The 21454-nt window shown below is 71.7% G+C and carries 19 protein-coding genes; 11 read left to right on the top strand and 8 right to left on the bottom strand.

Going from position 1 to position 21454, the window contains the following annotated elements:
- Nucleotides 1-234: 234 nt before the first annotated feature.
- Nucleotides 235-3630, top strand: coding sequence for a CARDB domain-containing protein (locus ACZ60J_RS02290; protein ID WP_469678254.1), 3396 nt, complete (start codon nt 235-237; stop codon nt 3628-3630).
- 12 nt (nt 3631-3642) lie between these two features.
- Here the strand turns inward: ACZ60J_RS02290 and ACZ60J_RS02285 are convergent, their stop codons facing one another.
- Nucleotides 3643-5457, bottom strand: coding sequence for a galactose oxidase-like domain-containing protein (locus tag ACZ60J_RS02285; protein ID WP_469678252.1), 1815 nt, complete (start codon nt 5455-5457; stop codon nt 3643-3645).
- 216 nt (nt 5458-5673) lie between these two features.
- Here ACZ60J_RS02285 and ACZ60J_RS02280 point away from each other — a divergent pair, with 216 nt between their 5' ends.
- Nucleotides 5674-6345 (top strand): DUF4360 domain-containing protein, encoded by a 672-nt coding sequence (locus ACZ60J_RS02280; protein WP_469678250.1) that lies wholly within the window; start codon nt 5674-5676, stop codon nt 6343-6345.
- Between the two features lie 48 nt (nt 6346-6393).
- On the opposite strand, the gene ACZ60J_RS02275 is transcribed toward ACZ60J_RS02280, so the two are convergent.
- Nucleotides 6394-6753 (bottom strand): DUF6204 family protein, encoded by a 360-nt coding sequence (locus ACZ60J_RS02275; RefSeq protein ID WP_469678248.1) that lies wholly within the window; start codon nt 6751-6753, stop codon nt 6394-6396.
- Between the two features lie 249 nt (nt 6754-7002).
- Between ACZ60J_RS02275 and ACZ60J_RS02270 the strand changes: the two genes are divergently transcribed.
- Nucleotides 7003-7239, top strand: a complete 237-nt coding sequence (locus ACZ60J_RS02270; RefSeq protein WP_469678246.1) for an acyl-CoA carboxylase epsilon subunit — start codon at nt 7003-7005, stop codon at nt 7237-7239.
- Between the two features lie 85 nt (nt 7240-7324).
- Here the strand turns inward: ACZ60J_RS02270 and ACZ60J_RS02265 are convergent, their stop codons facing one another.
- Complete coding sequence (locus tag ACZ60J_RS02265) at nt 7325-8959, bottom strand: FAD-dependent oxidoreductase (RefSeq protein ID WP_469678244.1); 1635 nt, start codon at nt 8957-8959, stop codon at nt 7325-7327.
- Nucleotides 8960-9239: 280 nt separating this feature from the next.
- Here ACZ60J_RS02265 and ACZ60J_RS02260 point away from each other — a divergent pair, with 280 nt between their 5' ends.
- The 7 genes from ACZ60J_RS02260 to ACZ60J_RS02230 all read left to right on the top strand — a co-directional run bounded on the left by ACZ60J_RS02260 (nt 9240) and on the right by ACZ60J_RS02230 (nt 14527).
- The gene (locus ACZ60J_RS02260) at nt 9240-10352 is read left to right on the top strand and encodes a SchA/CurD-like domain-containing protein (protein ID WP_469678242.1); all 1113 of its coding nucleotides are present in this window, start codon (nt 9240-9242) and stop codon (nt 10350-10352) included.
- 106 nt (nt 10353-10458) lie between these two features.
- On the top strand, nt 10459-10905 hold the full coding sequence (locus ACZ60J_RS02255) for a cupin domain-containing protein (RefSeq protein ID WP_266912169.1): 447 nt from the start codon (nt 10459-10461) through the stop codon (nt 10903-10905).
- Nucleotides 10902-12176 carry a beta-ketoacyl-[acyl-carrier-protein] synthase family protein gene (locus ACZ60J_RS02250; protein WP_469678240.1) on the top strand — a complete coding sequence of 425 codons (1275 nt, stop codon included), beginning with the start codon at nt 10902-10904 and terminating at the stop codon, nt 12174-12176. Before ACZ60J_RS02255 ends, ACZ60J_RS02250 begins: the two co-directional genes overlap by 4 nt.
- Nucleotides 12173-13408, top strand: a complete 1236-nt coding sequence (locus tag ACZ60J_RS02245) for a ketosynthase chain-length factor (protein WP_469678238.1) — start codon at nt 12173-12175, stop codon at nt 13406-13408. Before ACZ60J_RS02250 ends, ACZ60J_RS02245 begins: the two co-directional genes overlap by 4 nt.
- An 18-nt stretch (nt 13409-13426) precedes the next feature.
- Nucleotides 13427-13684 carry a phosphopantetheine-binding protein gene (locus ACZ60J_RS02240; protein WP_469678236.1) on the top strand — a complete coding sequence of 86 codons (258 nt, stop codon included), beginning with the start codon at nt 13427-13429 and terminating at the stop codon, nt 13682-13684.
- Nucleotide 13685: 1 nt separating this feature from the next.
- Complete coding sequence (locus tag ACZ60J_RS02235; protein WP_469678234.1) at nt 13686-14165, top strand: SRPBCC family protein; 480 nt, start codon at nt 13686-13688, stop codon at nt 14163-14165.
- A gap of 20 nt (nt 14166-14185) precedes the next feature.
- Entirely contained in the window at nt 14186-14527 is a 342-nt protein-coding gene (locus tag ACZ60J_RS02230) for a TcmI family type II polyketide cyclase (protein WP_267040642.1), read from the top strand.
- A gap of 84 nt (nt 14528-14611) precedes the next feature.
- Here the strand turns inward: ACZ60J_RS02230 and ACZ60J_RS02225 are convergent, their stop codons facing one another.
- Nucleotides 14612-15664, bottom strand: a complete 1053-nt coding sequence (locus tag ACZ60J_RS02225; protein ID WP_469678232.1) for a LacI family DNA-binding transcriptional regulator — start codon at nt 15662-15664, stop codon at nt 14612-14614.
- A 299-nt stretch (nt 15665-15963) separates the two neighbouring features.
- Entirely contained in the window at nt 15964-16722 is a 759-nt protein-coding gene (locus ACZ60J_RS02220; RefSeq protein ID WP_469679090.1) for a VOC family protein, read from the bottom strand.
- Nucleotides 16723-17225: 503 nt separating this feature from the next.
- On the opposite strand from ACZ60J_RS02220, the gene ACZ60J_RS02215 reads away from it, so the two are divergent.
- Nucleotides 17226-18062, top strand: coding sequence for a S1 family peptidase (locus ACZ60J_RS02215; protein ID WP_469678230.1), 837 nt, complete (start codon nt 17226-17228; stop codon nt 18060-18062).
- Between the two features lie 65 nt (nt 18063-18127).
- Here the strand turns inward: ACZ60J_RS02215 and ACZ60J_RS02210 are convergent, their stop codons facing one another.
- The 3 genes from ACZ60J_RS02210 to ACZ60J_RS02200 form a co-directional block, all read right to left on the bottom strand.
- On the bottom strand, nt 18128-18775 hold the full coding sequence (locus ACZ60J_RS02210) for an RDD family protein (protein WP_469678228.1): 648 nt from the start codon (nt 18773-18775) through the stop codon (nt 18128-18130).
- Between the two features lie 283 nt (nt 18776-19058).
- The gene (locus tag ACZ60J_RS02205) at nt 19059-19712 is read right to left on the bottom strand and encodes a fasciclin domain-containing protein (protein WP_469678226.1); all 654 of its coding nucleotides are present in this window, start codon (nt 19710-19712) and stop codon (nt 19059-19061) included.
- Between the two features lie 92 nt (nt 19713-19804).
- Nucleotides 19805-21412, bottom strand: a complete 1608-nt coding sequence (locus ACZ60J_RS02200) for a molybdopterin-dependent oxidoreductase (RefSeq protein WP_469678224.1) — start codon at nt 21410-21412, stop codon at nt 19805-19807.
- Nucleotides 21413-21454 lie beyond the last annotated feature (42 nt).

Below are 21454 nucleotides of genomic sequence, written 5' to 3'. Positions count from 1 at the left end.
GCCCTGGACGGCGCCTTCGGCCGCCTGAGCGCGGCTGCCCCGGAGGGTGATCCGAGGCCCCTTCCGAACTCCCCTCTGTGCGCAAAGCGTTGACAAAGTCGTCATCTGCTAGAAACCTGTGGCGCCATGGCCGCATAACAGCGATCAGATCACTCAAAAAATTAATAACGCTACGCAAGTTTGCGGCAGGCGCGGTTGCGTCGGGCCGGGTCCCCTCATGGAACAGAGGACAGCATGAGATGGAAGCAAAGCGGCCGGCTGATGGTGGCCGGCTCGGTGGTCGCGGGACTGGTGTCGGTCGGACTCCTGCCCGTCACCTTCGCGGCCGCCGCGGGCGGACCCAACATCGCCCTGGGCAAGTCGGTCAGTGCGAGCGGATCCCTCGGCGGGTACGGGGCCCCGGGGGTCACCGACGGCAACCAGGGCTCGTACTGGGAGGGCCCCTCGGGCACCTTCCCGACGTGGGTGCAGGTGGACCTCGGCAGCAGCGTCGCCGTCGACCAGGTGGTGCTGAAGCTGCCCGCCCCGTGGGAGGCGCGCACCGAGACGCTGACCGTCCAGGGCAGCACCGACGGGAACACCTTCACCACCCTGTCCGCCTCGGCGGGGCGGGTGTTCAGCCCCGCCCAGTCCAACACGGTGACCATCGGGTTCACCGCGGCGACGGTCCGCTACGTGCGGGTCAGCGTCAGCTCCAACACCGGCTGGCAGGCCGCGCAGATATCCGAGCTGGAGGTGTACTCCGCCAACGGCAGCGGTGATCCGGGCGATCCCGGGGACCCGGGTACTCCGCCCCCCGTCGGCGTGAACCTCGCCAAGGGCAGGCCCATCGAGGCCTCCTCCACCACCCAGTCGTTCGTCGCGGCCAACGCCAACGACGACAGCGTCACCAGCTACTGGGAGGCGGGCGCCCAGCAGTCCACGCTGACCGTGAAGCTCGGCTCCAACGCCGACGTCACCGGAGTGGTCCTCAAGCTCAACCCCGACCCCGCCTGGGGCAACCGCACCCAGAGCTTCGAGGTCCTGGGCCGCGAACAGTCGGCGAGCGGGTTCACCACCCTGAAGGCCCGCGCCGACTACGCCTTCAGCCCGGGCGGCAACCAGAACACCGTGACCGTCCCCGTCACCGGCCGCCTCGCCGACGTCCAGCTGAAGTTCTCCGGCAACACCGGGGCAGGCGGCGGCCAGGCCGCCGAGTTCCAGGTCATCGGCGCCGCCGCCCCGAACCCGGACCTGACGGTCACGGACCTCGCCTGGTCCCCGGCCGCGCCCTCCGAGAGCGACGCCGTCACGGTCAACACGACCGTCCGCAACGCCGGTACGGTCGCCTCCCCGGCCACCACCGTCAACGTCAGCCTCGAAGGCGCGGTCGCCGGCAGCGCCCCCGTCGGCGCCCTCGCCGCCGGAGCCTCGGCCACCGTCCCGGTCTCCGTCGGCAAGCGCCCGATGGGCAGCTACACCGTCTCCGCCGTCGTCGACCCGGCCGGAACCGTCCCCGAGCAGAACGACACCAACAACAGCCGCACGGCCGCCGCGAAGCTCGTCGTCGGCCAGGCACCGGGCCCCGACCTGGAAGCCCTCTCCATCACCACGAACCCGGCCAACCCGGCCGTGGGCGCCCCGGTCTCCTTCACCGTCGCCGTGCGCAACCGGGGCACCACCGGGGTGAGTGCGGGCACCATCACCCGGCTGGTCGCCGGGGCCACCACCCTCAACGGCCCCACGCCGGCGATCGCCGCCGGTGAGACCGTCAACGTGCCGATCAACGGGACCTGGACGGCGGTCAGCGGCGGAGCCACCCTCACCGCCACCGCCGACGGGACCGGCCTCGTCGCCGAGACCAACGAGACCAACAACAGCACCTCCCGCGCCGTGGTCGTCGGCCGCGGGGCCGCGCTCCCGTACACCGAGTACGAGGCGGAGGCCGGCAGTTACACCGGCACCCTGCTGCAGAGCGACGCCAAGCGCACCTTCGGGCACACGAACTTCGCCACCGAGTCCTCGGGCCGCGAGTCCGTACGCCTCTCCTCGACCGGCCAGTACGTCCAGTTCACCTCCACCAACCAGGCCAACTCCATCGTCGTGCGCAACTCGATCCCCGACGCCCCGAACGGCGGCGGCGCCGACGCCACGATCAGCCTGTACGTCAACGGCAGCTTCGCCCAGAAGCTGAACCTCTCCTCGAAGCACAGCTGGCTCTACGGCAGCACCGACAGCCCCGAGGGTCTGACCAACACCCCCGGCGGTGACGCCCGCAGGCTCTTCGACGAGTCCCACGCCCTGCTCGCGCAGAGCTACCCGCCCGGCACCACCTTCCGGCTCCAGCGCGACGCGGGCGACACGGCCTCGTACTACGTCATCGACCTGATCGACCTGGAGCAGGTGGCCCCGGCGGCGCCCAAGCCCGCCGAGTGCACCTCGATCACCGACTACGGCGCGATCCCGAACGACGGCATCGACGACACGCTCGCCATCCAGAAGGCCGTGACGGCGGACCAGAACGGGCAGATCGCCTGCGTCTGGATCCCGCAGGGCCAGTGGCGCCAGGAGCAGAAGATCCTCACCGACGACCCGCTGAACCGGGGCCAGTTCAACCAGGTGGGCATCAGCAACGTCTCCATCCGCGGCGCGGGCATGTGGCACTCCCAGCTCTACACGCTGACCGAGCCGCAGAACGCGGGCGGCATCAACCACCCGCACGAGGGCAACTTCGGCTTCGAGATCGACGACAACACGCAGATCTCCGACATCGCCATCTTCGGCTCGGGCCGGATCCGCGGCGGCGACGGCAACGCCGAGGGCGGCGTGGGCCTCAACGGGCGCTTCGGCAAGAACACGAAGATCACCAACGTGTGGATCGAGCACGCCAACGTCGGTGTCTGGGTCGGCCGCGACTACGACAACATCCCGGCCCTGTGGGGACCCGGCGACGGCATCGAGTTCAACGGCATGCGGATCCGCGACACCTACGCCGACGGCATCAACTTCGCCAACGGCACGCGCAACTCCACCGTCTTCAACTCCTCCTTCCGCACGACCGGTGACGACGCCCTCGCGGTGTGGTCCAGCAAGTACGTGAAGGACCAGTCCGTCGACATCGGCCACGACAACCACTTCCGCAACAACACCATCCAGCTGCCCTGGCGCGCCAACGGCATTGCCATCTACGGCGGTTACGGCAACACCATCGAGAACAACCTGATCTACGACACCATGAACTACCCCGGCATCATGCTGGCGACCGACCACGACCCGCTGCCCTTCTCCGGGCAGACCCTGATCGCGGGCAACGGCCTCTTCCGCACCGGCGGAGCCTTCTGGAACGAGGACCAGGAGTTCGGCGCGATCACCCTGTTCCCGTCGAACCTGCCCATCCCGGGCGTCGTCATCCGTGACACCGACATCCACGACTCCACCTACGACGGCATCCAGTTCAAGACCGGCGGAGGGGTCATGTCCGACGTCAAGATCTCGAACGTCACCATCAGCAAGTCCAACAACGGCTCCGGCATCCTGGCCATGGGCGGAGCCCGCGGCAACGCCACCCTGACCAACGTCACCATCACCGGATCGGCCCAGGGCGACGTCCTGATCGAGCCGGGATCGCAGTTCCTGATCAACTGGGGCTGACGGCGGGCGGGTTCACCGCTTGCCGAGCTTGACCCACTTCGCCGTGCCGGGGACACCCTTCGCGTCGAGGAGGAACAGCATGTAGTACCCGGGCGGGGCGTCGGCCGAAGTGGCCGGCGCCCGCAGCCCGATCGTGCGGCCGCGGACGCCGGTCATCCGCAGCTCCAGATGGCGCTGGCTGGTGTTCACCGCGTGGGTGACGGTGGTCGGCGCCAGCAGCACGGCCCGCCGCACACCGGCGGCCGTCGAGCTCTCCACGGAGAACTCCGCGTCATGGGCGATCTCGCCCGCCGGTACCCGGTCCAGTACGGGCCGGGCTCCCCGGTGCAGGTAGGCGGGCTCGTAGATCTCGATCGAGCCGTCCATGCCGTCCTTGATGTCCGGGTCGTTGGCGATCTGCTGGAGCTCGTCCCCGGTGACCATGACCCGGCCGTCCGGCAGCACCAGGGCGTTGGAGTGGTAGCCCCGCGGCAGCCGCTGGGCCGGCCCCAGCCGCCACCGGCCGTCCGCACCCCGCAGTTCGGTCTGGCGGAACTTCAGGTCGGCCTTCGGGTTGAACGGCCCGAACCCGTAGTCCCGGGTGTCCTTCGCCCCGTTGACCGTCAGCAGCGTGCCGTCCGGAAGGATCAGCGTGTCGTCCTGGGTCCGGCCGAAGGCGCGCGGCTCCTGCGTGGTCCAGGCGCCGCCCGACAGCCGGTAGGTGTTCGGGTCCAGCGGATCTCCGCCCAGCACCAGCACCGAGTCGGGCCCCCGGAACCCCGCCGGCAGCGGCACGGCGGAGCCGTAGCCCCGGAAGTCGGCGGGCCGCCTGGGCAGGTCCGTACGGGTCTGCGCGCGTGGGTCGAAGAGCCACTGCTGGTCGGCGTCGCGCCCCAGCCCGTAGATCATGCCGTCGCGCAGCGAGAACAGGTGCGGGTAGTCGTTGCGGAAGGGTGCGTCGGAGCGCATCCGCTCCACGGAGAGGTCCAGCGGGATGTCGTACGGGCGCCAGGGCACCGGCTGCCCCGGCGCGGGGAACCGCTCCACCACCGGGGTGGGCGTCCCCGTACCGCGCTCCGACTGGCCCGACATGATGACCTGGCGGCCGTCCGCGCCGGTCACCACCGACGGGTACCAGCGGCCCACCGCCATGTCGCGGTTGCGGTACCAGCCCTCGGTCCACGGGTCGAAGACGAAGGACAGCTTCGCTCCGCTGCCGTCCTTGCCCCCCGTGTTGCCGCCGAACACCCCCAGCATCCCGTTGGGCAGGAAGGAGTGCCCGGCACAGAAGAACGGGGCCGGGCGCGGGGCGTGCGTCCCGTCGGGCATCAGCACGACGGGCGGGGTGACCTTCTTGAACGCCCGCTCGCCGGTCCCCTTCGCCGGATCCCACAGGTAGGCGCGGCCCGCGTTCGAGGGGCCGATCCGGTCCGTGGGCCCGGTCTCCTTGGTCGGGTCGGTCTCCACCCGCGAGAAGGAGAAGAGCAGCACCTTGCCGGTGGGCAGCTGAGCGACGTGCACCCCGAAGTCGGGGGAGGGGAAGTACTCGGCGAACCGACCCGAAACCGCCGCCCGGAAAGCGGAGTTGGCCTCGCTCTGCGAGGCGGTGAGCGAGGCCAGGCTCGCGTTCCGCCGGGACTGCGGATACTCCACGGCCCCCTGGGCCGCGCGGCGCAGCTCGGCGTGGGCGCGCGCGTGGCCAGCGCCGATCACGGCGGCCTCGGCCGGATCGGTACCGCCGTCCGTTCCGTGTCCCGGCGCTCCGGCGGCGGGTGGTGCGGCCGCGAGGACCAGGGCGCAGACGGCCGCGGTCGCGGAGAGCAGGGCGGACCGGTGCAGGCGGCGCATGGGGGCTCCTCGGCGCGGGCGGTTCCGTAGGGCGCTCATCATAGGAAATACCGGGATGAATCGGCGCACCCTCCGTGCTCGCCGCCCCGCCGATGAGCCGATCGGCCCTTACCGAAGAACTGCCCGAACGTTTCTCCGGTGAAAGGGCCCGGCCATCGGAGTGAGACCGCGCACCCGTTCCCCGATCGGCGGGATACGGACCGCTTCCATGGCCGGATGATCAGAACACTGCGCACCGCGCTCGGCGCCGCCCTCGTGACCGGCAGCCTCCTCGCCCTCCTGCCCGCCTCCGCCGCCGGGGCGGCGGGCGGCCCGGCGGCCCCCGCCGCGCCGGAAGACCGGGTGACCGTCGACGTCGCCACGGTCAACGGCTCGGGCTGCCGTCCGGGCAGCGCCACCGTCGCCGTGGCCGAGGACAACTCGGCCTTCACCGTCACCTACAGCGAGTACCTGGCCATGGCGGGCGGCAACAGCGCCGCGACCGACGGCCGCAAGAACTGCCTGCTCTCCCTGCTCGTCCACGTCCCGCAGGGATACACCTACGCCGTCGCCCAGGTCGACTACCGGGGATTCGGCAGCCTCCAGCAGGGCGCGATCGGCACCCAGAAGGCCAGCTACTACTTCCAGGGCATGAAGCAGACCGACTACCGCACCCACAAGTTCCAGGGCAGGCTCGACGACAACTGGCAGGCCACCGACACCACGGGCATCGAGGCCCTGGTCTTCGCACCCTGCGGCGAACTGCGCAACTTCAACATCAACACCGAACTGCGCGCCGAAGTCGGCACCTCGGACCCGTCGACGACCAGCTACATGGCGCTCGACTCCACCGACGGCAGCATCAACAGCGTGTACCACTTCGCCTGGAAGAAGTGCACGGCCCGCTGAGCCGGCCCGCCGCGTTCCCCACGGGCGGCCGTACGGGGGAGCTCCCGCTCAGGACTCCTCGCGCGCGGCCGCCTGCCGCTGCCGCTTGCTCAAGGGAGCCAGCGAGAGGTCCTGGGCCTGCGAACTCATCCGCTTGAACCCGTACCCGTGCTCCGTCAGCCAGGTCTCCGCGGCGAGCTCGGCGTGGGCGGTCGCGTCCAGGATGTCCTCCTCGGCCTTGCCCTCGGCCAGGAACCGGAAGGTGAAGAAGGGCCGGGCCGCCACGTCGTACGTGAGGTGCCCCTCGGGAGTGAACTCGGCCGTCAGCATGTCGTGCCGGGCCGCGTCCGCGAGGAGCGCGGCGCGCTGCTCCTCGGTGAGGCCGTCGAACGACCCACGGACGGTGATGCGGAAGGTACGGGTACTCATTGGCCCAGCCTAGGTCGCCCCCTGAACGGACTGCACCCGGATTTCCGGGGGCCCGCCACTCGGACGGCCCAATCGCCGCGCGCTCGCGCGCACCCCGGTGTCACCCGGTCGGCGCGGCCGCGACCTGGGCCTTCGCGCAACTGCCCGGCGTGCCGGGCGTGTCGCGCCCCGCTAGCGTCGGCGGCATCCGGAGTCCGTGGACTCCGCGAGGGGGGCCCTGCTGTCCCGCCTGTGCGAGAGGCCGAGCCGATGCTGAAGGACGCTCCGATAGCCCAGACAGCCCCGATGGCCCAGATGGCCAGCCTGATCCGCGTGGAGAAGGGCGTGGCGGCCCCGGAGGAGCTCGCCGCGATCGCGGTGGTCGTCGCCTGCTTCGCCCGCCGCAACTCCGCCGGAACGCGAACGGCCCACGCCGAGACCGCCCGTCGACGGCGCCCCGCACACCACGGCTCCGGCTGCTGGGCGGGCTGCTGGGCCTGCGCCTGACGCGGACCGGCAGCACCCACGAACGCCCCTGCCCCCGGCCCGCTCACGGGCCGGCGGCAGGGGGACCACTCGGTGTACGGGCGGCTCAGGACCGGCGCAGCACCGTGGACAGGGCCTCGGACAGCGCGGCCTCGGGATCGGACACGGCCCCCTCGGAGCGCCAGGCGACGAACCCGTCCGGCCGCACCAGCAGGGCGCCCGCCTCCGACAGCTCGTGCACCTCGGTCCAGTCGGCACCGGCCTCCTGGACCAGGTCCGCCCCGGGGGCGGACCCGATGGAGTAGGCGTCCAGCTTCGCGGACAGCCGCTCGGCCACCCGCCCGGCCGCCTCGCGCCACGGCGAGCCCGCCCCGCAGAGCAGGACGAACGAGCGCTCGTACAGGTCCAGCGTCGAGACCCGCTCGCCGTCGGCCCGCTTCAGCCACATGTGCGGAGCCCGGGTGCCCGGGTCGCCCTTCATCCGCATCCCCTCCGGGATGACCGGCCGGTCCGGCGGGCTGCCGAGGAACGCCCCGCTCGGGTACCGGTACGCCATCGCCGTCGGCATGACCCCGCTGCCCGGTCCGCCGCCCGCGGTGGGCGGCGGCGCGTACCCCGGGTGGCTGTGCTCGGCCGAACGGGCCGAGGCCCGCGCCGCGGTGGCCAGGGCCACCGGATGCCGCTCGGCCTGGTAGGTCTCCAGCAGGCCGAGGCCCGCCGACCCGTTCAGGACCGCGGCGATCTTCCAGGCCAGGTTGTGCGCGTCCTGGATGCCGGTGTTGGAACCGAAGGCGCCGGTGGGGGACATCTCGTGGGCCGCGTCCCCGGCCAGGAACACCCGGCCGGACGAGTACCGCTCGGCGATCCGCTCGGCCGCGTGCCAGGGCGCCTTGCCGCCGATCTCCACGTCCAGGTCCGGCACGCCGACCGCGGCCCGGATCTGCTCCGCGCACCGCTCCTCGGTGAAGTCCTCCAGGGTCTCGCCCCGGTCCGGGTGCCACGGGAGGTGGAAGACCCACTGGGTGTCGTTGTCGACCGGCAGCAGCGCCCCGTCCGCACCCGGCTTCATCAGGTAGCAGACGATGAACCGCAGGTCGCCCAGCACCTCGATCAGCCGGCGCGAGCGGAAGGTGACGCTGACGTTGTGGAACAGCTCGCCGCTGCCCGTCTGCGGGATGCGCAACTGCTCGCGCACGGGGCTGCGCGGGCCGTCCGCGGCGATCAGGAAGTCGGCGCGCACGGTGATGTGCTCACCGGTCTCCCGGTCCTTGACCAGGGCGTTCACCCCGGTCTCGTCCTGGTCGAAGCTCATCAGCTCGGTCGAGAACCGCACGTCGCCGCACTGGGAGCGGCTCTGCGCGGCCAGGATCGGCTCGATGTTGTTCTGGCTGCACACGCACCAGGCGCTCGGGCTGAACTTGCTCAGCGCGCCGGCCGGGTCGATCGCCTTGACCAGCCACTTGTGGTCGCCGCCCAGCAGTGACTGCGTCTGCAGGATGCCGTTGTTGTTCTCCAGCGCGGACGCGGCCTGCCGGATGGGTCCCTCCACCCCGGCGACCCTGAACAACTCCATGGTCCGGGCGTTGATGCCCCGGCCGCGGGGGTGGTCGGAGGTCCCGGCGTGCTTCTCCACGACCAGGTGCCTGATGCCGTGACGGCTCAGGAACAGCGAGGTGGACAGACCCACGAGGGAGCCGCCCACGACGAGAACCGGTACGCGAACATCTGCGGTGTCTTCCATCAGCTGCGGCTCCTGAGTTTCTGTGTGGGTGGAATGTCCTCTTTATGCCCCTGATCGGCCGCCAAGCCCAGGAGATACGCCGGTTGTCACCCGCTTGATCCGGAGATGTAGCGGTACGTCCCCACCCGGATGACGATGAGCGACAGCGGTTCACCCGAGACGCCCCGGCCGTCCCCCACGACGACCGCCGGGCCCCGGCGCCACCACCGAAGACGGACGAGGGTCCGTACGCGATGAACATCCCCGCCCTCACCCAGGGCCCTCACGAAGGAGTGAGCAGATGACGACCACCCTGTCCGAACGGGTGTCACAGTCAGCCTTCGACGGCTCCATGCTCCGCGTCGTCCTGCTGATGGACCTCCACGAAGGAGCCCAGCAGCGGTTCTTCGAGGCCTACGAGCAGCTGCGCCACGACATCGCGTCCGAACCGGGCCACATCAGCGACCAGCTCTGCCAGTCCTTCGAGAACCCCTCCCAGTGGCTCATCACCAGCGAGTGGGAGAGCGCCCCGCAGTACCTCGCCTGGGTCAACAGCGAGCACCACGCCGAGCAGGTGCGCCCGCTCGGCGCCTGCGCCCGCGCCATGCGCCCGCTCAAGTACACCGTCCTGCGCGAGACCGGCCGCGGCTACCAGGACGACCGCCGCTCCGTCGGCGCGCGACTGCAGGAGACCCCCCGCCTCGGAGCCGGCGTCGTGCGCCACGCCCTGACCTTCACGGTCAAGCCCGGGAGCGAGAAGGAGGTCGCGGCGCTGCTGTCCAGCTACGCCTCCCCGGCGGCGCAGGTGGACTCGCACACCCGGCTCCTGCGGACCTCCCTCTTCATGCACGGCAACCGGGTCGTGCGTACGGTGGAGGTCCGCGGCGACCTGATGGCGGCCCTGCGGCACGTCTCCGAACAGCCCGAGGTACGGGCCGTCGAAGAGGCCATCAACCCCTACCTGGAGCAGGACCGCGACCTCGGCGACCCCGAGTCCGCCCGGATGTTCTTCATGCGGGCCGCGCTCCCCGCCGTCCACCACGTCGCCGCGCGGGAGGCCGGCGCCGCGGACGGACCCGACGTACGCCGGCACGCGCTGTTCTACCCGGCCAAGCCCGGCTGCGGACCCGCGCTCGCCCGGTTCCTGGCACGGCAGGACGAGGAGGCCGCCCACCGGGCGGACCCCGCCACCGTGAGCAGCAGCATCTTCCAGCGCGACGACACCGTCGTACGCCTCATCGACGTGCGCAGCCCGCACGGCGCCGGGCTGGAAACGGCCTTCGGCGTCCGCGGACCGCGCAAGGCGGCCGTCCTCGCCCGCCTGATGCTCCCCACCCCGGACGGGTCCCCCGACTCCGTCGTCCGCCACACCATGACCCCGGTCACCGACCGCAGGGCACCCGCCGAGAGCTGACCGCGCCGGGAGCCGGCCCCCGAGCGGCCCCCGGCACCCGAGCGGCACCCCGGACCCCCACCCACCAGCCCCGTCCAGGCCCCCACTGCCAGGAGGAACCCCCGCCATGACCAGACAACGCCCACCGCACATCGTGGACCTCAGCGAGACGCAGCCCAACACGCGGCGCGGCGGCGACCTGAGGGCCGTCCTCACCCCCACCTCGGTGGGCTGCACCAGCGGCTTCATGGGCCTGGCCGTCATGGCGCCGGGCGAGCACATCGCCGAGCACTACCACCCGTACTCCGAGGAGTTCGTGTACGTGGTCGCCGGCGAGCTGGAGGTCGACCTCGACGGCGAGGCCCACCCGCTCCTCACCGACCAGGGGCTCCTCGTCCCGATGAACGTGCGCCACCGCTTCCGCAACGTCGGCGGAACCGAGGCCCGCATGGTCTTCCACCTCGGACCGCTCGCCCCCGACCCGAAGCTCGGGCACGTGGACACGGAGGAGGCGGTGAACCCGGAGGGCTCCGCCTGGGAGCGGCCCCCGGACCGCGCGGGAGCGGTCTCGTGACCCGCCGACGCGTGGCCGTCACCGGGGTCGGCGTCGTCGCCCCCGGTGGGATCGGCGCCCCCGCCTTCTGGGAGCTGCTGTCCAACGGGCGTACGGCGACCCGCGGCATCACCCTCTTCGACCCGACCGGCTTCCGCTCCCGGATAGCCGCGGAGGTCGACTTCGACCCCGCCGCACACGGCCTCGGCGCCGACGAGGCGGCCCGCGCGGACCGGTACATCCAGTTCGCGCTGGTCGCCGCGGCCGAGGCGGTGCGCGACGCCGGACTCGACCTCACCACGGACGAAGCCTGGCGCACCGGAGTCTCCCTCGGCACCGCCGTGGGCGGCACCACCCGCCTGGAGCACGACTACGTGGCCGTCAGCCAGAAGGGCGACTGGTGGGACGTGGACCACCGGCTCGCCGGCGCCCACCTGCACCGCGCCTTCACCCCCGCCACCCTGGCCTCCGCCGTGGCGGAGAAGACGGGAGCACGCGGACCGGTCCAGACCGTCTCCACCGGCTGCACCTCCGGACTGGACGCCATCGGCTACGCCTTCCACTCCATCGCCGAGGGCAAGATGGACGTCTGCATCGCGGGCGCCTCCGACTCACCCGTCTCGCCGATCACCGTGGCCTGCTTCGACGCCATCAAGGCCACCTCGCCCAACAACGACGACCCCGCCCACGCCTCACGGCCCTTCGACGCGGACCGCGACGGCTTCGTCCTCGGCGAAGGCGGCGCCGTCCTCGTCCTGGAAGAGCTGGAACACGCCCGCGCCCGCGGCGCGACCATCTACTGCGAGATAGGCGGCTACGCCACCTTCGGCAACGCCCACCACATGACGGGGCTGACCACCGAAGGCCTGGAGATGGCCCGCGCCATCGAAACCGCCCTCGCCCAGGCCCGCACCGACGCCCGTGACATCGACTACGTCAACGCGCACGGCTCCGGAACCAAGCAGAACGACCGCCACGAGACCGCGGCGGTCAAGAAGGTCCTGGGAGACCACGCCTACAAGACGCCGATGACCTCCATCAAGTCCATGGTGGGGCACTCGCTCGGCGCCATCGGGGCGATCGAACTGGCCGCCTGCGTCCTGGCGATGACCCACCAGGTCGTCCCTCCCACGGCCAACTACGAGACCCCCGACCCCGAATGCGACCTGGACTACGTGCCGCGCGTCGCCCGCGAACGCACCCTGCGCAACGTGCTCTCCGTAGGCAGCGGGTTCGGCGGCTTCCAGTCCGCGGTCGTCATGACCCGCCCCAAGGAGGAGGTGGTCTCGTGAGCGTCCGTACGGTCATCACGGGCATCGGAGTCGTCGCGCCCAACGGCATCGGCGCCGAGGCCTTCTGGAAGGCGACCGAGTCGGGCGCCTCGGTCCTGGGCCGCGTCACCCGGGAGGGCTGCGAGCACCTCCCGCTGCGCGTGGCCGGTGAGGTACGGGGCTTCGACGCGGCCTCCATGGTCGAGGAGCGCTACCTCGTCCAGACCGACCGCTACACTCACCACGCCCTCGCCGCGGCCGACCTCGCCCTGGAGGACGGCCGGCTCGGCCGGGCCGACTACGAGGACGACCCCTTCTCCGTCGGCGTGGTCACCGCCGCCGGATCGGGCGGCGGCGAGTTCGGCCAGCGCGAGCTGCAGCACCTCTGGGGTCAGGGACCGCGCTACGTGGGCCCCTACCAGTCGATCGCCTGGTTCTACGCGGCCAGCACCGGGCAGATCTCCATCCGCAGGGGCCTCAAGGGCCCCTGCGGGGTCGTCGCAGCCGACGAGGCGGGCGGCCTCGACGCCTTCGCGCACGCCGCCCGGGCCATCCACCAGGGCAGCAAGGCCATGCTGGTCGGAGCCACCGAGGCGCCCCTTGCCCCGTACTCCATCGTCTGCCAGCTCGGCTACGAGTCCCTGAGCACCCACGAGGACCCGGAGCGGGCCTACCGGCCCTTCACCGAGAAGGCCTGCGGCTTCGTCCCCGCCGAGGGCGGCGCGATGTTCCTCGTGGAGGAGGAGCAGACGGCCCTGCGCCGCGGCGCCTCCGTCCGGGCCCTGCTGGCCGGGCACGCGGCGACCTTCACCGGCCCGCACCACCCCGAACGGGCCGAGGCCTCCGCCGAAGGCCTGGCCCACGCGATCAAGGGCGCCCTGCTGGACGCGGGCTGCGCCCCCGAGGAGATCGACGTGGTCTTCGCCGACGCGCTCGGCACCCCGGAAGCCGACCGGGCCGAGGCGGCCGCGATCGTCTCCGCCCTCGGAGCACACGGGCGCAGCGTGCCGGTCACGGCACCCAAGACCGGGACGGGCCGGGCCTACTGCGCGGCCCCCTCCCTCGACACCGCCGCCGCGGTCCTCGCCCTGGAGCACGGCATCGTCCCGCCCACGCCGAACGTGTTCGACGTGTGCCACGACCTCGACGTGGTGACCGGCAGCGCCCGCCCGGCGCAGCTGCGCACCGCGCTCGTACTGAGCCGGGGCCTCATGGGCTCCAACGCCGCGCTCGTCATCAAGATCCCCTCCTAGAGACAGAAGGAGCCGCTCATGTCCGAACGACTGACCGTCGAGGAGCTGGCCGCCCTGATGAAGTCCGGGGCCGGCATCACCGTGGACCCGGCCGACATGAAGAACCGCCCGGACTCCCTGTTCGACGAGTACGGCCTCGACTCGCTGGGCCTGCTCGGCATCGTCGGGCTGCTGGAGAACCAGCGCGGCCGGGCCCTGCCCACCGACGCGGACCGCTGCAAGACCCCCAAAGAGTTCCTCGACCTCGTCAACACCAGCCTGATGACCGGAGCTTGAGATGGCAGGACACACCGAGAACGAAATCGTCGTCAAGGCGCCGATGGAGACCGTCTGGTCGATGACCAACGATCTCCCCAGCTGGCCCGGACTGTTCAGCGAGTACGCCTCGCTGGAGGTCCTGGAGGAGGACGGGCCCACCACCCGCTTCCGCCTGACCATGCACCCCGACGAGAACGGCACCGTGTGGAGCTGGGTCTCCGAACGCACCCCCGACCCCGTCACCCGCACCGTGCGCGCCCGCCGCGTCGAGACCGGCCCGTTCGAGCACATGAACATCCACTGGCAGTACTTCGAAGTCCCCGGCGGCACCCGGATGGTGTGGACCCAGGACTTCGCGATGAAGCCGCAGGCTCCCGTCGACGACGCCTGGATGACCGAGAACATCAACCGCAACTCCAAGGTCCAGCTGCAGCTGATCCGGGACAAGATCGAACAGCGTGAACGCGAGAGCCGCACGCCCGCGGCCGACCGCGTCTGAGACGAAAGGCAGCACACCGGATGCACCGCGCTCTCATCGTGGCCCGCATGGCGCCGCAGTCCGCCCCCGACATCGCCGAGCTCTTCGCCGCCTCGGACGCGGGCGAGCTGCCGCACCTCGTCGGGGTCACCCGCCGCAGCCTGTTCCAGTTCGGCGACGTGTACATGCACTTCATCGAGTCGGACCGGCCCCCCGGCCCGGCCATCGCCGAAGTGACCGGCCACCCGGAGTTCCGGGAGCTCAGCGACCGGCTCACCGCCTACGTCAGCCCGCACAACCCGGAGACCTGGCGCAGCCCCAAGGACGCCATGGCCCAGGAGTTCTACCGCTGGGAGCGTCCGGGCGCCTCCCGTACGGGCTAGCCCGTACGGAGCGACCTGCGCCACCGGCAGGCCTCGGGCCCCGCACCCACCCGGGTGCGGGGCCCGCCACCATGCCGCCGCCCCTCAGGCCGAGCCGCGCAGTACCAGCGAGGTCGGCGTGATCACGGATCCCGGCACCCGGTGCGCCCCCTGAGCCGGATCCAGGGACCGCAGCAGCAGCCGGACCATCAGGCGCCCCATGCCCTCGATGTCCTGGCGCACGGTCGTCAGCGGCGGATCGGCGCTCTCCGCCACCAGCTCGGCATCGTCGAAGCCGACCAGCGCCACGTCCCCCGGCACGGACCGGCCCCGCTCGCGCAGCACGCCCAGGGCGCCCGTCGCCATCAGGTCGTTCGCGGCGAACACCGCGTCGAGGTCCGGGCAGCGCTCCAGCAGTTCCGTCATCGCCCGCGCCCCGCCCGCCGGGGTGAAGTCACCCTCGGCGACCAGCGCCGGATCCGCGTCGAGCAGCACGTCCCGGTACCCGTCGAGCCGGTCGGTCGCCGAGGTCTGGTCCAGCGGCCCGGCGATGTGCGCGATCTGCCGCCGCCCCCGGGACAGCAGGTACCGTACGGCCTCGCGCGCGCCCCCGCGGTTGTCGGCGTCGACGTACGACAGCGGACCGTAGGGCGCGGCGCCGTCGGCCTGCCCGGTCCAGCCGGGCCGCCCTCCGTAGACGGTGGGCATGCCGATGCGGCGGGTGATCGCGGGCAGCGGGTCGTCGGTGTGCAGCGAGAACGCGAGCGCGCCGTCGACGTGACCTCCCGCCAGGTACCGCTCGATCCGGTCGTAGTCCCCGCGGTCCTCGACCAGGAGCAGCACCAACTGTGTGTCGTGTGCGGTCAGTTCCTTGCTGATGCCGCGGATCTGCCGGGAGAAGAAGGGGTCGGAGAAGATCCGGATCTCCGGCTCGGCGATGATCACGGCGACCGCGCCGGTGCGCCGGGTGACCAGGGTGCGGGCCGCGTGGTTGGGCACGTAGCCGAGGTCCAGGACGGCCGCGCGGACCTTGTCCACCAAGTGCGCACGGACGCCGTCGCCGCCGTTGACGACCCGGGAGGCGGTGGCCCTGGAGACCCCGGCGCGCGCCGCCACCGCTTCCAGGGTGGGCCGGCCGGCGGGAACCTGTTCGGTCACGGGCGCTCCTCGTGCGTGTCCGGGGCCGGCGGCCCGGGTCCTGGGAGCCCCGGCCCTGTCGGACAGCAGGGTAACCCGTACCGCCGCGATCGCTGAGAGCGCTCCCGGCGGCGTCCCGCCGGGCCCGGAAGAAATCCGAGATCCGACCGTTTGGAACCCCGGAGACGGGCCAGAAGGAGGGACAGGGGCCCGCGGCGGTGAGCGGTGCGGGGCCCCCAGCGGACCCGAGCCGCGTGATGGCATCCCCCCCAGCCGTCACGCGGCCGGGGCTCCGCGGCCGCGGCGCCCCGCTCAGCCGGTCAGGTGGGGCCGTCCTGAGGCGTGACCAAGCCGTCCTGAGGCGTGACCAAGGTGAAGAGCGCGCCCTCGGGATCGGAGAGGACCATCCACCGGCTCGCGGCGGAGGTCTCCACGGGTGAGGCGGCCCGGGCGCCGAGGCCGAGGGCGGCATCGATCGCGCTCTCCAGGTCGGGCACGTGGAAGTGGACGTGCCAGCGGGGGCGCACCTGGGGGTCCGGGGCCTCTTCCAGGGCGCCGCCGCTGATGCGGGCCACCGTGTCGTGGCCGTGGCGCAGGACGACGTGGTCGTGTTCGTAGGAGACGGTGCAGCTGCCCGGTCGCTCGCTGTCCCAGTCCAGCACCTCTCCGTAGAAGATGGCGGCCGCGAAGGCGTCCCGGGTCCGCAGTTCCAGCCAGGCAGGGGCGCTTCCGCGGCCCATCGACCAGTCGGGGACGGCCTCGCCGTCCCAGAAGCCGAAGACGGCCCCGGCGGGGTCTGCCGCCAGGGCGGCCCGTCCGGTGCCGAAGGCCAGCGGGCCGACCGCCATGGTCGCGCCGCGCTCACGGATCCGTGCCGCCGTCGCGTCCGCGTCCTCGACGGCGAAGTACGGCGTCCACACCACGGGCACGCCGGAATTCCCGGTGAGCGCGCCGATGCCCGCGACGGGGGCCCCGTAGCGGAAGGCGACGACGATGCCGTCCCCGAGATGGGTCGGACGGAAGTCCCAGCCCAGCACGGCGCCGTAGAACCGCTGGGCGGAATCGAGATCCCGGGCCAGGAGGCTGACCCAGCACGGGGTACCGGGGATGTCACAGCTCGACGTCGACACAGTTGCCGGCCTCATCTGCTGGTCTCGGGGGACGGGGCCCTTCCCACACTAGACCGGACGGCGACGACGGGCAGGTCAGGCGGCATCCGGCGGACGGCATTCGGTGGACGGACGCGATGCCCGGTGCCCACGAACGCATCGCGCCGCGAAGATCACTCCGGCCGTTTCTCGGCGACCCCGGGCCGCGGATCCCCGCGCCGCAGCCGTGGCAGGAACCCGTTCCCGCGGTCGATCGCACGCCGATCGGGGACGCGGGGATCGCGGAGCTCGCGCGCCCCCTCTCCCGGCCGCCCGCTCACCGCCGGCCCGGAGTTGCAAGGCCGATTACGGCCGTTTCCTCGAATAGCCTGAACTGCCAAGGCCCTCTTGTGAGTTGACCCCCGGGTCCTAACAATGCGCATGACAACCGGAAGATCTTCGGTCGCATTGTCAACCCAGAGGGGAACCCCCACATGAACAAGCCTCTCGCCGGCGCCGCGTTCGCCCTGCTCCTCGCCGGAGCGGCGGCCTCGCCGGCCGTGGCCCAGGCACCCCGGGACACGGTCGCACCCGCCGTCGCGGTCAACTTCGCCGGCACGGTCGCGCTCAGCAACTGCTCCGGCTCCGTCGTCCGCGTGCCGAACTCGCTGCCGTCCGACCCCGCGCTCGTCCTGTCCAACGGCCACTGTCTGGAGTCCGGCATGCCGGCGGCAGGACAGGTCGTCAAGGACAAGGCGTCCAGCCGCTCCTTCTCGCTGCTGAACGCCTCGGGCTCCAAGGTCGCGACGCTGCGCGCGAGCAAGATCTCGTACGCCACGATGACCGACACGGACATATCGATCTACCAGCTGACCAAGACCTACGCGCAGATCAGCAGCCAGTACGGCATCAGCGCGCTCACCCTGAACGACGCCCACCCGGTGCAGGGCACCGCGATCAAGGTGGTGTCCGGGTACTGGAAGCGGACCTACAGCTGCAACGTCGACGGGTTCGCCTACCGGCTCAAGGAAGGGGAGTGGACCTGGAAGGACTCCCTGCGCTACACCTCGTCCTGCAACACCATCGGCGGCACCTCCGGCTCCCCGGTCATCGACACGACGACCGGCAAGGTGGTCGCCGTCAACAACACGGGCAACGAGGACGGCGGGTCCTGCACGGTGAACAACCCGTGCGAGGTGTCCGAGAGCGGAGCCGTGACGGTCCGGCGGGGCATCAACTACGCCCAGCAGACCTACATCGTCGTCCCCTGCGTGGGCCCCGGCAACACGATCGACCTGAACCGCCCCGGCTGCACGCTCCCCAAGCCCTAGCGCGAACGCGTCGGGGCCCGCCCGGAAACCGGACGGGCCCCGACGGCGGGCCTGATCAGGGCGTGTCAGCCCTTGGGGACCACGATGACGACGGTGCTGCACACCTTGTCGGCGAAGGTCTGCTTCTTGGCGTCCCACAGCGGCCACAGGTAGCCGATGTAACAGGGGATGCCGTCGAGGATGTGCGCCAGCTTGCGGACGAAGGCCATGCCGAAGCCGAGGACGTTGCCGTCGGCCTCGCGGCGCACGCTGATTCCGACGATCTTCTTGCCGATCGACTGGCCGGTGGAGCCTTCCTTGTAGAGCTGGAAGATGCCCATGCCGACGGCGTACAGCCAGCCGATGAGGAAGAAGACGCCCGGGCCGGAGGCGCCCGCGTCGTCGCTCATGGCGAGGTCGATGAAACCGAGGGCGTACATCGGGCCGGCGATGATCAGTCCGTCGAGGAGGGTCGCGCCGAGGCGCAGGCCCCAGTGCGCCAGCGGCGGCATTCCGGTGCCCGGCATGGGCGGCATGCCGGCCTGCGGGTAGGCGCCGTACGGCTGCTGCGGGGGGACGCCGCCGACGGGCTGCTGCGGGTACCCGTACTGCGGGGGGACACCCTGCGGCGCCTGCTGCGGGTAGCCGGGCTGGCCCTGGGGGTAGCCGTAGCCGGGCTGACCCTGCGGCGGCTGCTGCTGGCCGTAGGGGTTGTTCGGGTCGCCGAAGCTCATGGCGCAGTCTCTCCAGGGGTGTGGTGGGGACGAGCGGTTTGTGCGGAGGGACTGGAAAACGAGCGGTTTGCCCCCCTGCGCAGCCGCGGACTTGCGGGGCCATGGTGTTAGTAACATCGACCACTTGTCCAATCCGTGGCCGCATGTGCCGACCAAGTGATGGGCCGGTAAACGCAGCATGGAGCCCCGGACCCTGAGTGCGGGTCCGGGGCTCCCGGGGCCACTTCGCTGACCGCTTCTACAACGACCGGCGCCCGTGCGGGTCACCGGTTCGCTGCCACGGCTACTTGGGCATCAGGACCGTGTCCACGATGTAGACGGTGGCGTTCGCGGTCGGGACGTTGCCGCAGACCACGTTGGACGTGCCGTTGACCTTGTAGGACTCGCCCGAGCCGGCGGTGGTCACCTTTCCGGTCTCCAGCGTGGTGAAGGAGCCGTTCTCCAGCTGCTTCGGCGTCAGCTTCTCGCCGACCACGTGGTACGTGAGGATCTTGGTGAGGGTGGCCTTGTCGGCGAGGACCTTGTCGAGGTCGGCCTTCGGGATCTTGGCGAAGGCGTCGTTGGTCGGCGCGAAGACCGTGATGTCCTTGGCGTTGTTGAGCGTGTCGACGAGCCCGGCCTGCTTGACGGCCGCCACCAGGGTGGACAGTGCAGGGTTGTTGGACGCGGCGGTCGCGACCGGGTCCTTGGCCATGCCGTCGAAGCTGCCCGCGCCCTCCTTCGGGACACCGGCGCACGCGGCACCGAAGGGCCCGTCCGCGGTCATCGGCGCCGAGGCGTCCGCGGCCGGGGAGGAGGTGTCGGCGCTCGCCGCGGAGTTGGCACCGGAGGCCGAGTCCTTGCCGGAGTCGGAATCGGAGCAGGCGGCCAGCGCGAAGGGCAGTACGGCTGCGGTGGCGACGGCGAGGGCGGTACGGCGGAAACGAAGGGTGCTCATGGTGTTCTCCAGGGATGGGGTTGGTGCTTGCGGAATGAGGAAAGGGGAAAGGGTGAAAGTCGTGAAATGGTGTGGAATCGAGGGCGCTTCGGTCAGCCGACCGTGACGAAGACGCCGTGCCGGCCGCTCGCGCCGTCCGGGATGGTGCGGGTCCGCACCTCGGTCTGGACCTCGCCCCGGCCGTCCGTGGCGCGGACGGTCAGGCGGTGGCCGCCCGAGGGGGCCTTCCAGTCGAACGACCACTGGCGCCAGGTGTCGGTGGTGGCCTGCGCCGCGAGCGAGGCCTCCTGCCACGGCCCGTCGTCGACCTGGACCTCGACCCGCTCGATGCCGCGGTGCTGGGCCCACGCCACCCCGGCGACCGTGACGGTCCCGGCCGGGATCCGGGCGAAGGGCTTGGGGGTGTCGATCCGGGCCTGCGTCTTGATCGGCGCCCGCCGGGCCCAGCCGCGCTTGACCCAGTAGGGGTCGTAGGAGTCGAAGGTGGTGAGCTCGATCTCCCGGATCCACTTGCAGGCGGAGACGTAGCCGTACAGACCGGGTACGACCATCCGGACCGGGAAGCCGTGCTCGAAGGGAAGCGGTTCGCCGTTCATGCCGACGGCCAGCATCGCGTCCCGGCCGTCCATGACCTCCTCGACGGGGGTGCCCAGCGTCATCCCGTCCACCGAGCGTGCGATGAGCTGGTCGGCCCGCCCGCCGCGCGAGGGTGCCTGAACACCCGCCTCATGCAACAGGTCCGACAGGCGTACGCCGAGCCAGCGCGCGGAGCCGGCGTACGGGCCGCCCACCTCGTTCGAGACGCAGGTGAGGGTGATGTCCCGTTCGATCAGCGGGCGTTGGAGGAGTTCGGAGTAGGAGTAGGAGCGCGGGCGGGAGACGCCCTTGCCGTGGATGCGCAGCCGCCAGGTGTCGGCGTCGACCTTGGGTACCACGAGTGCGGTGTCGACACGGTAGAACTCCTTGTTCGGTGTGGTGAAGGCGCTGACCCCGGGAATCCGCAGGGCCGCCCCGGCCGGGATCGGCGCGGCGGGCGAAGCGGGAGCGGGCAGGCGCACGGTGGCGCGGGAGGCGGTGGCGCCCTGGCCGCGCCTTCCGGTCAGGGCCCGGCCGAGGGCGCCCGCGCCGGTGGACGCGACCGCCGTGACACCGGCCGCCAGGAGGAAGCCCCGCCGGTTCCATCCGGCGGGCGCAGTGGTGCCGGTGTCGTCGACGTCCGCACCGGCGGGCCGGGCGGCGGCGCCGCCCACCTTGCCCACCAGCAGGTACAGCACCAGCGCCCCGGCCGCCGCCCCCAGCAGCGAAGGCAGTACGTCGCCCGCCCCGGCCGCGTCGGGCCGGCCGAGGGCCGCCGCCGCGCCGATGACGCCGAAGGCCAGTACCCCGGCCGCGCCCGTACGGCGGTGGCGCAGGGCCACCACCCCGAGCAGGGCCGCCAGCAGAGCGACGGTGGCGAGGATGCCGAGCTGGAGGACCAGCTTGTCGTTCTCGCCGAAGGTACGGATGGCGAAGTCCTTGAGCGCCGCCGGAGTGCGGTCGATGGCCGCTCCGCCGATCACCGTGACCGGTCCCGCCTGCGGCCGGACCAGGGACGCGGTCAGCTCGGCGGCGGCCAGGGCCGCGTATCCCGCAAGCAGACCGCTCGCCGCGGCGAGGGCGCCGCGTTCGACTGTCCTTCGGTTGATGCTCACGAACCTCATTCGGCGCAGGCTCCCTCCCGGATGGGTCGGTCATCCGATCAC

The organism is Streptomyces sp. NPDC104226, assembly GCF_055584085.1.
This window is presented reverse-complemented; position numbering and strand designations above follow the sequence as displayed.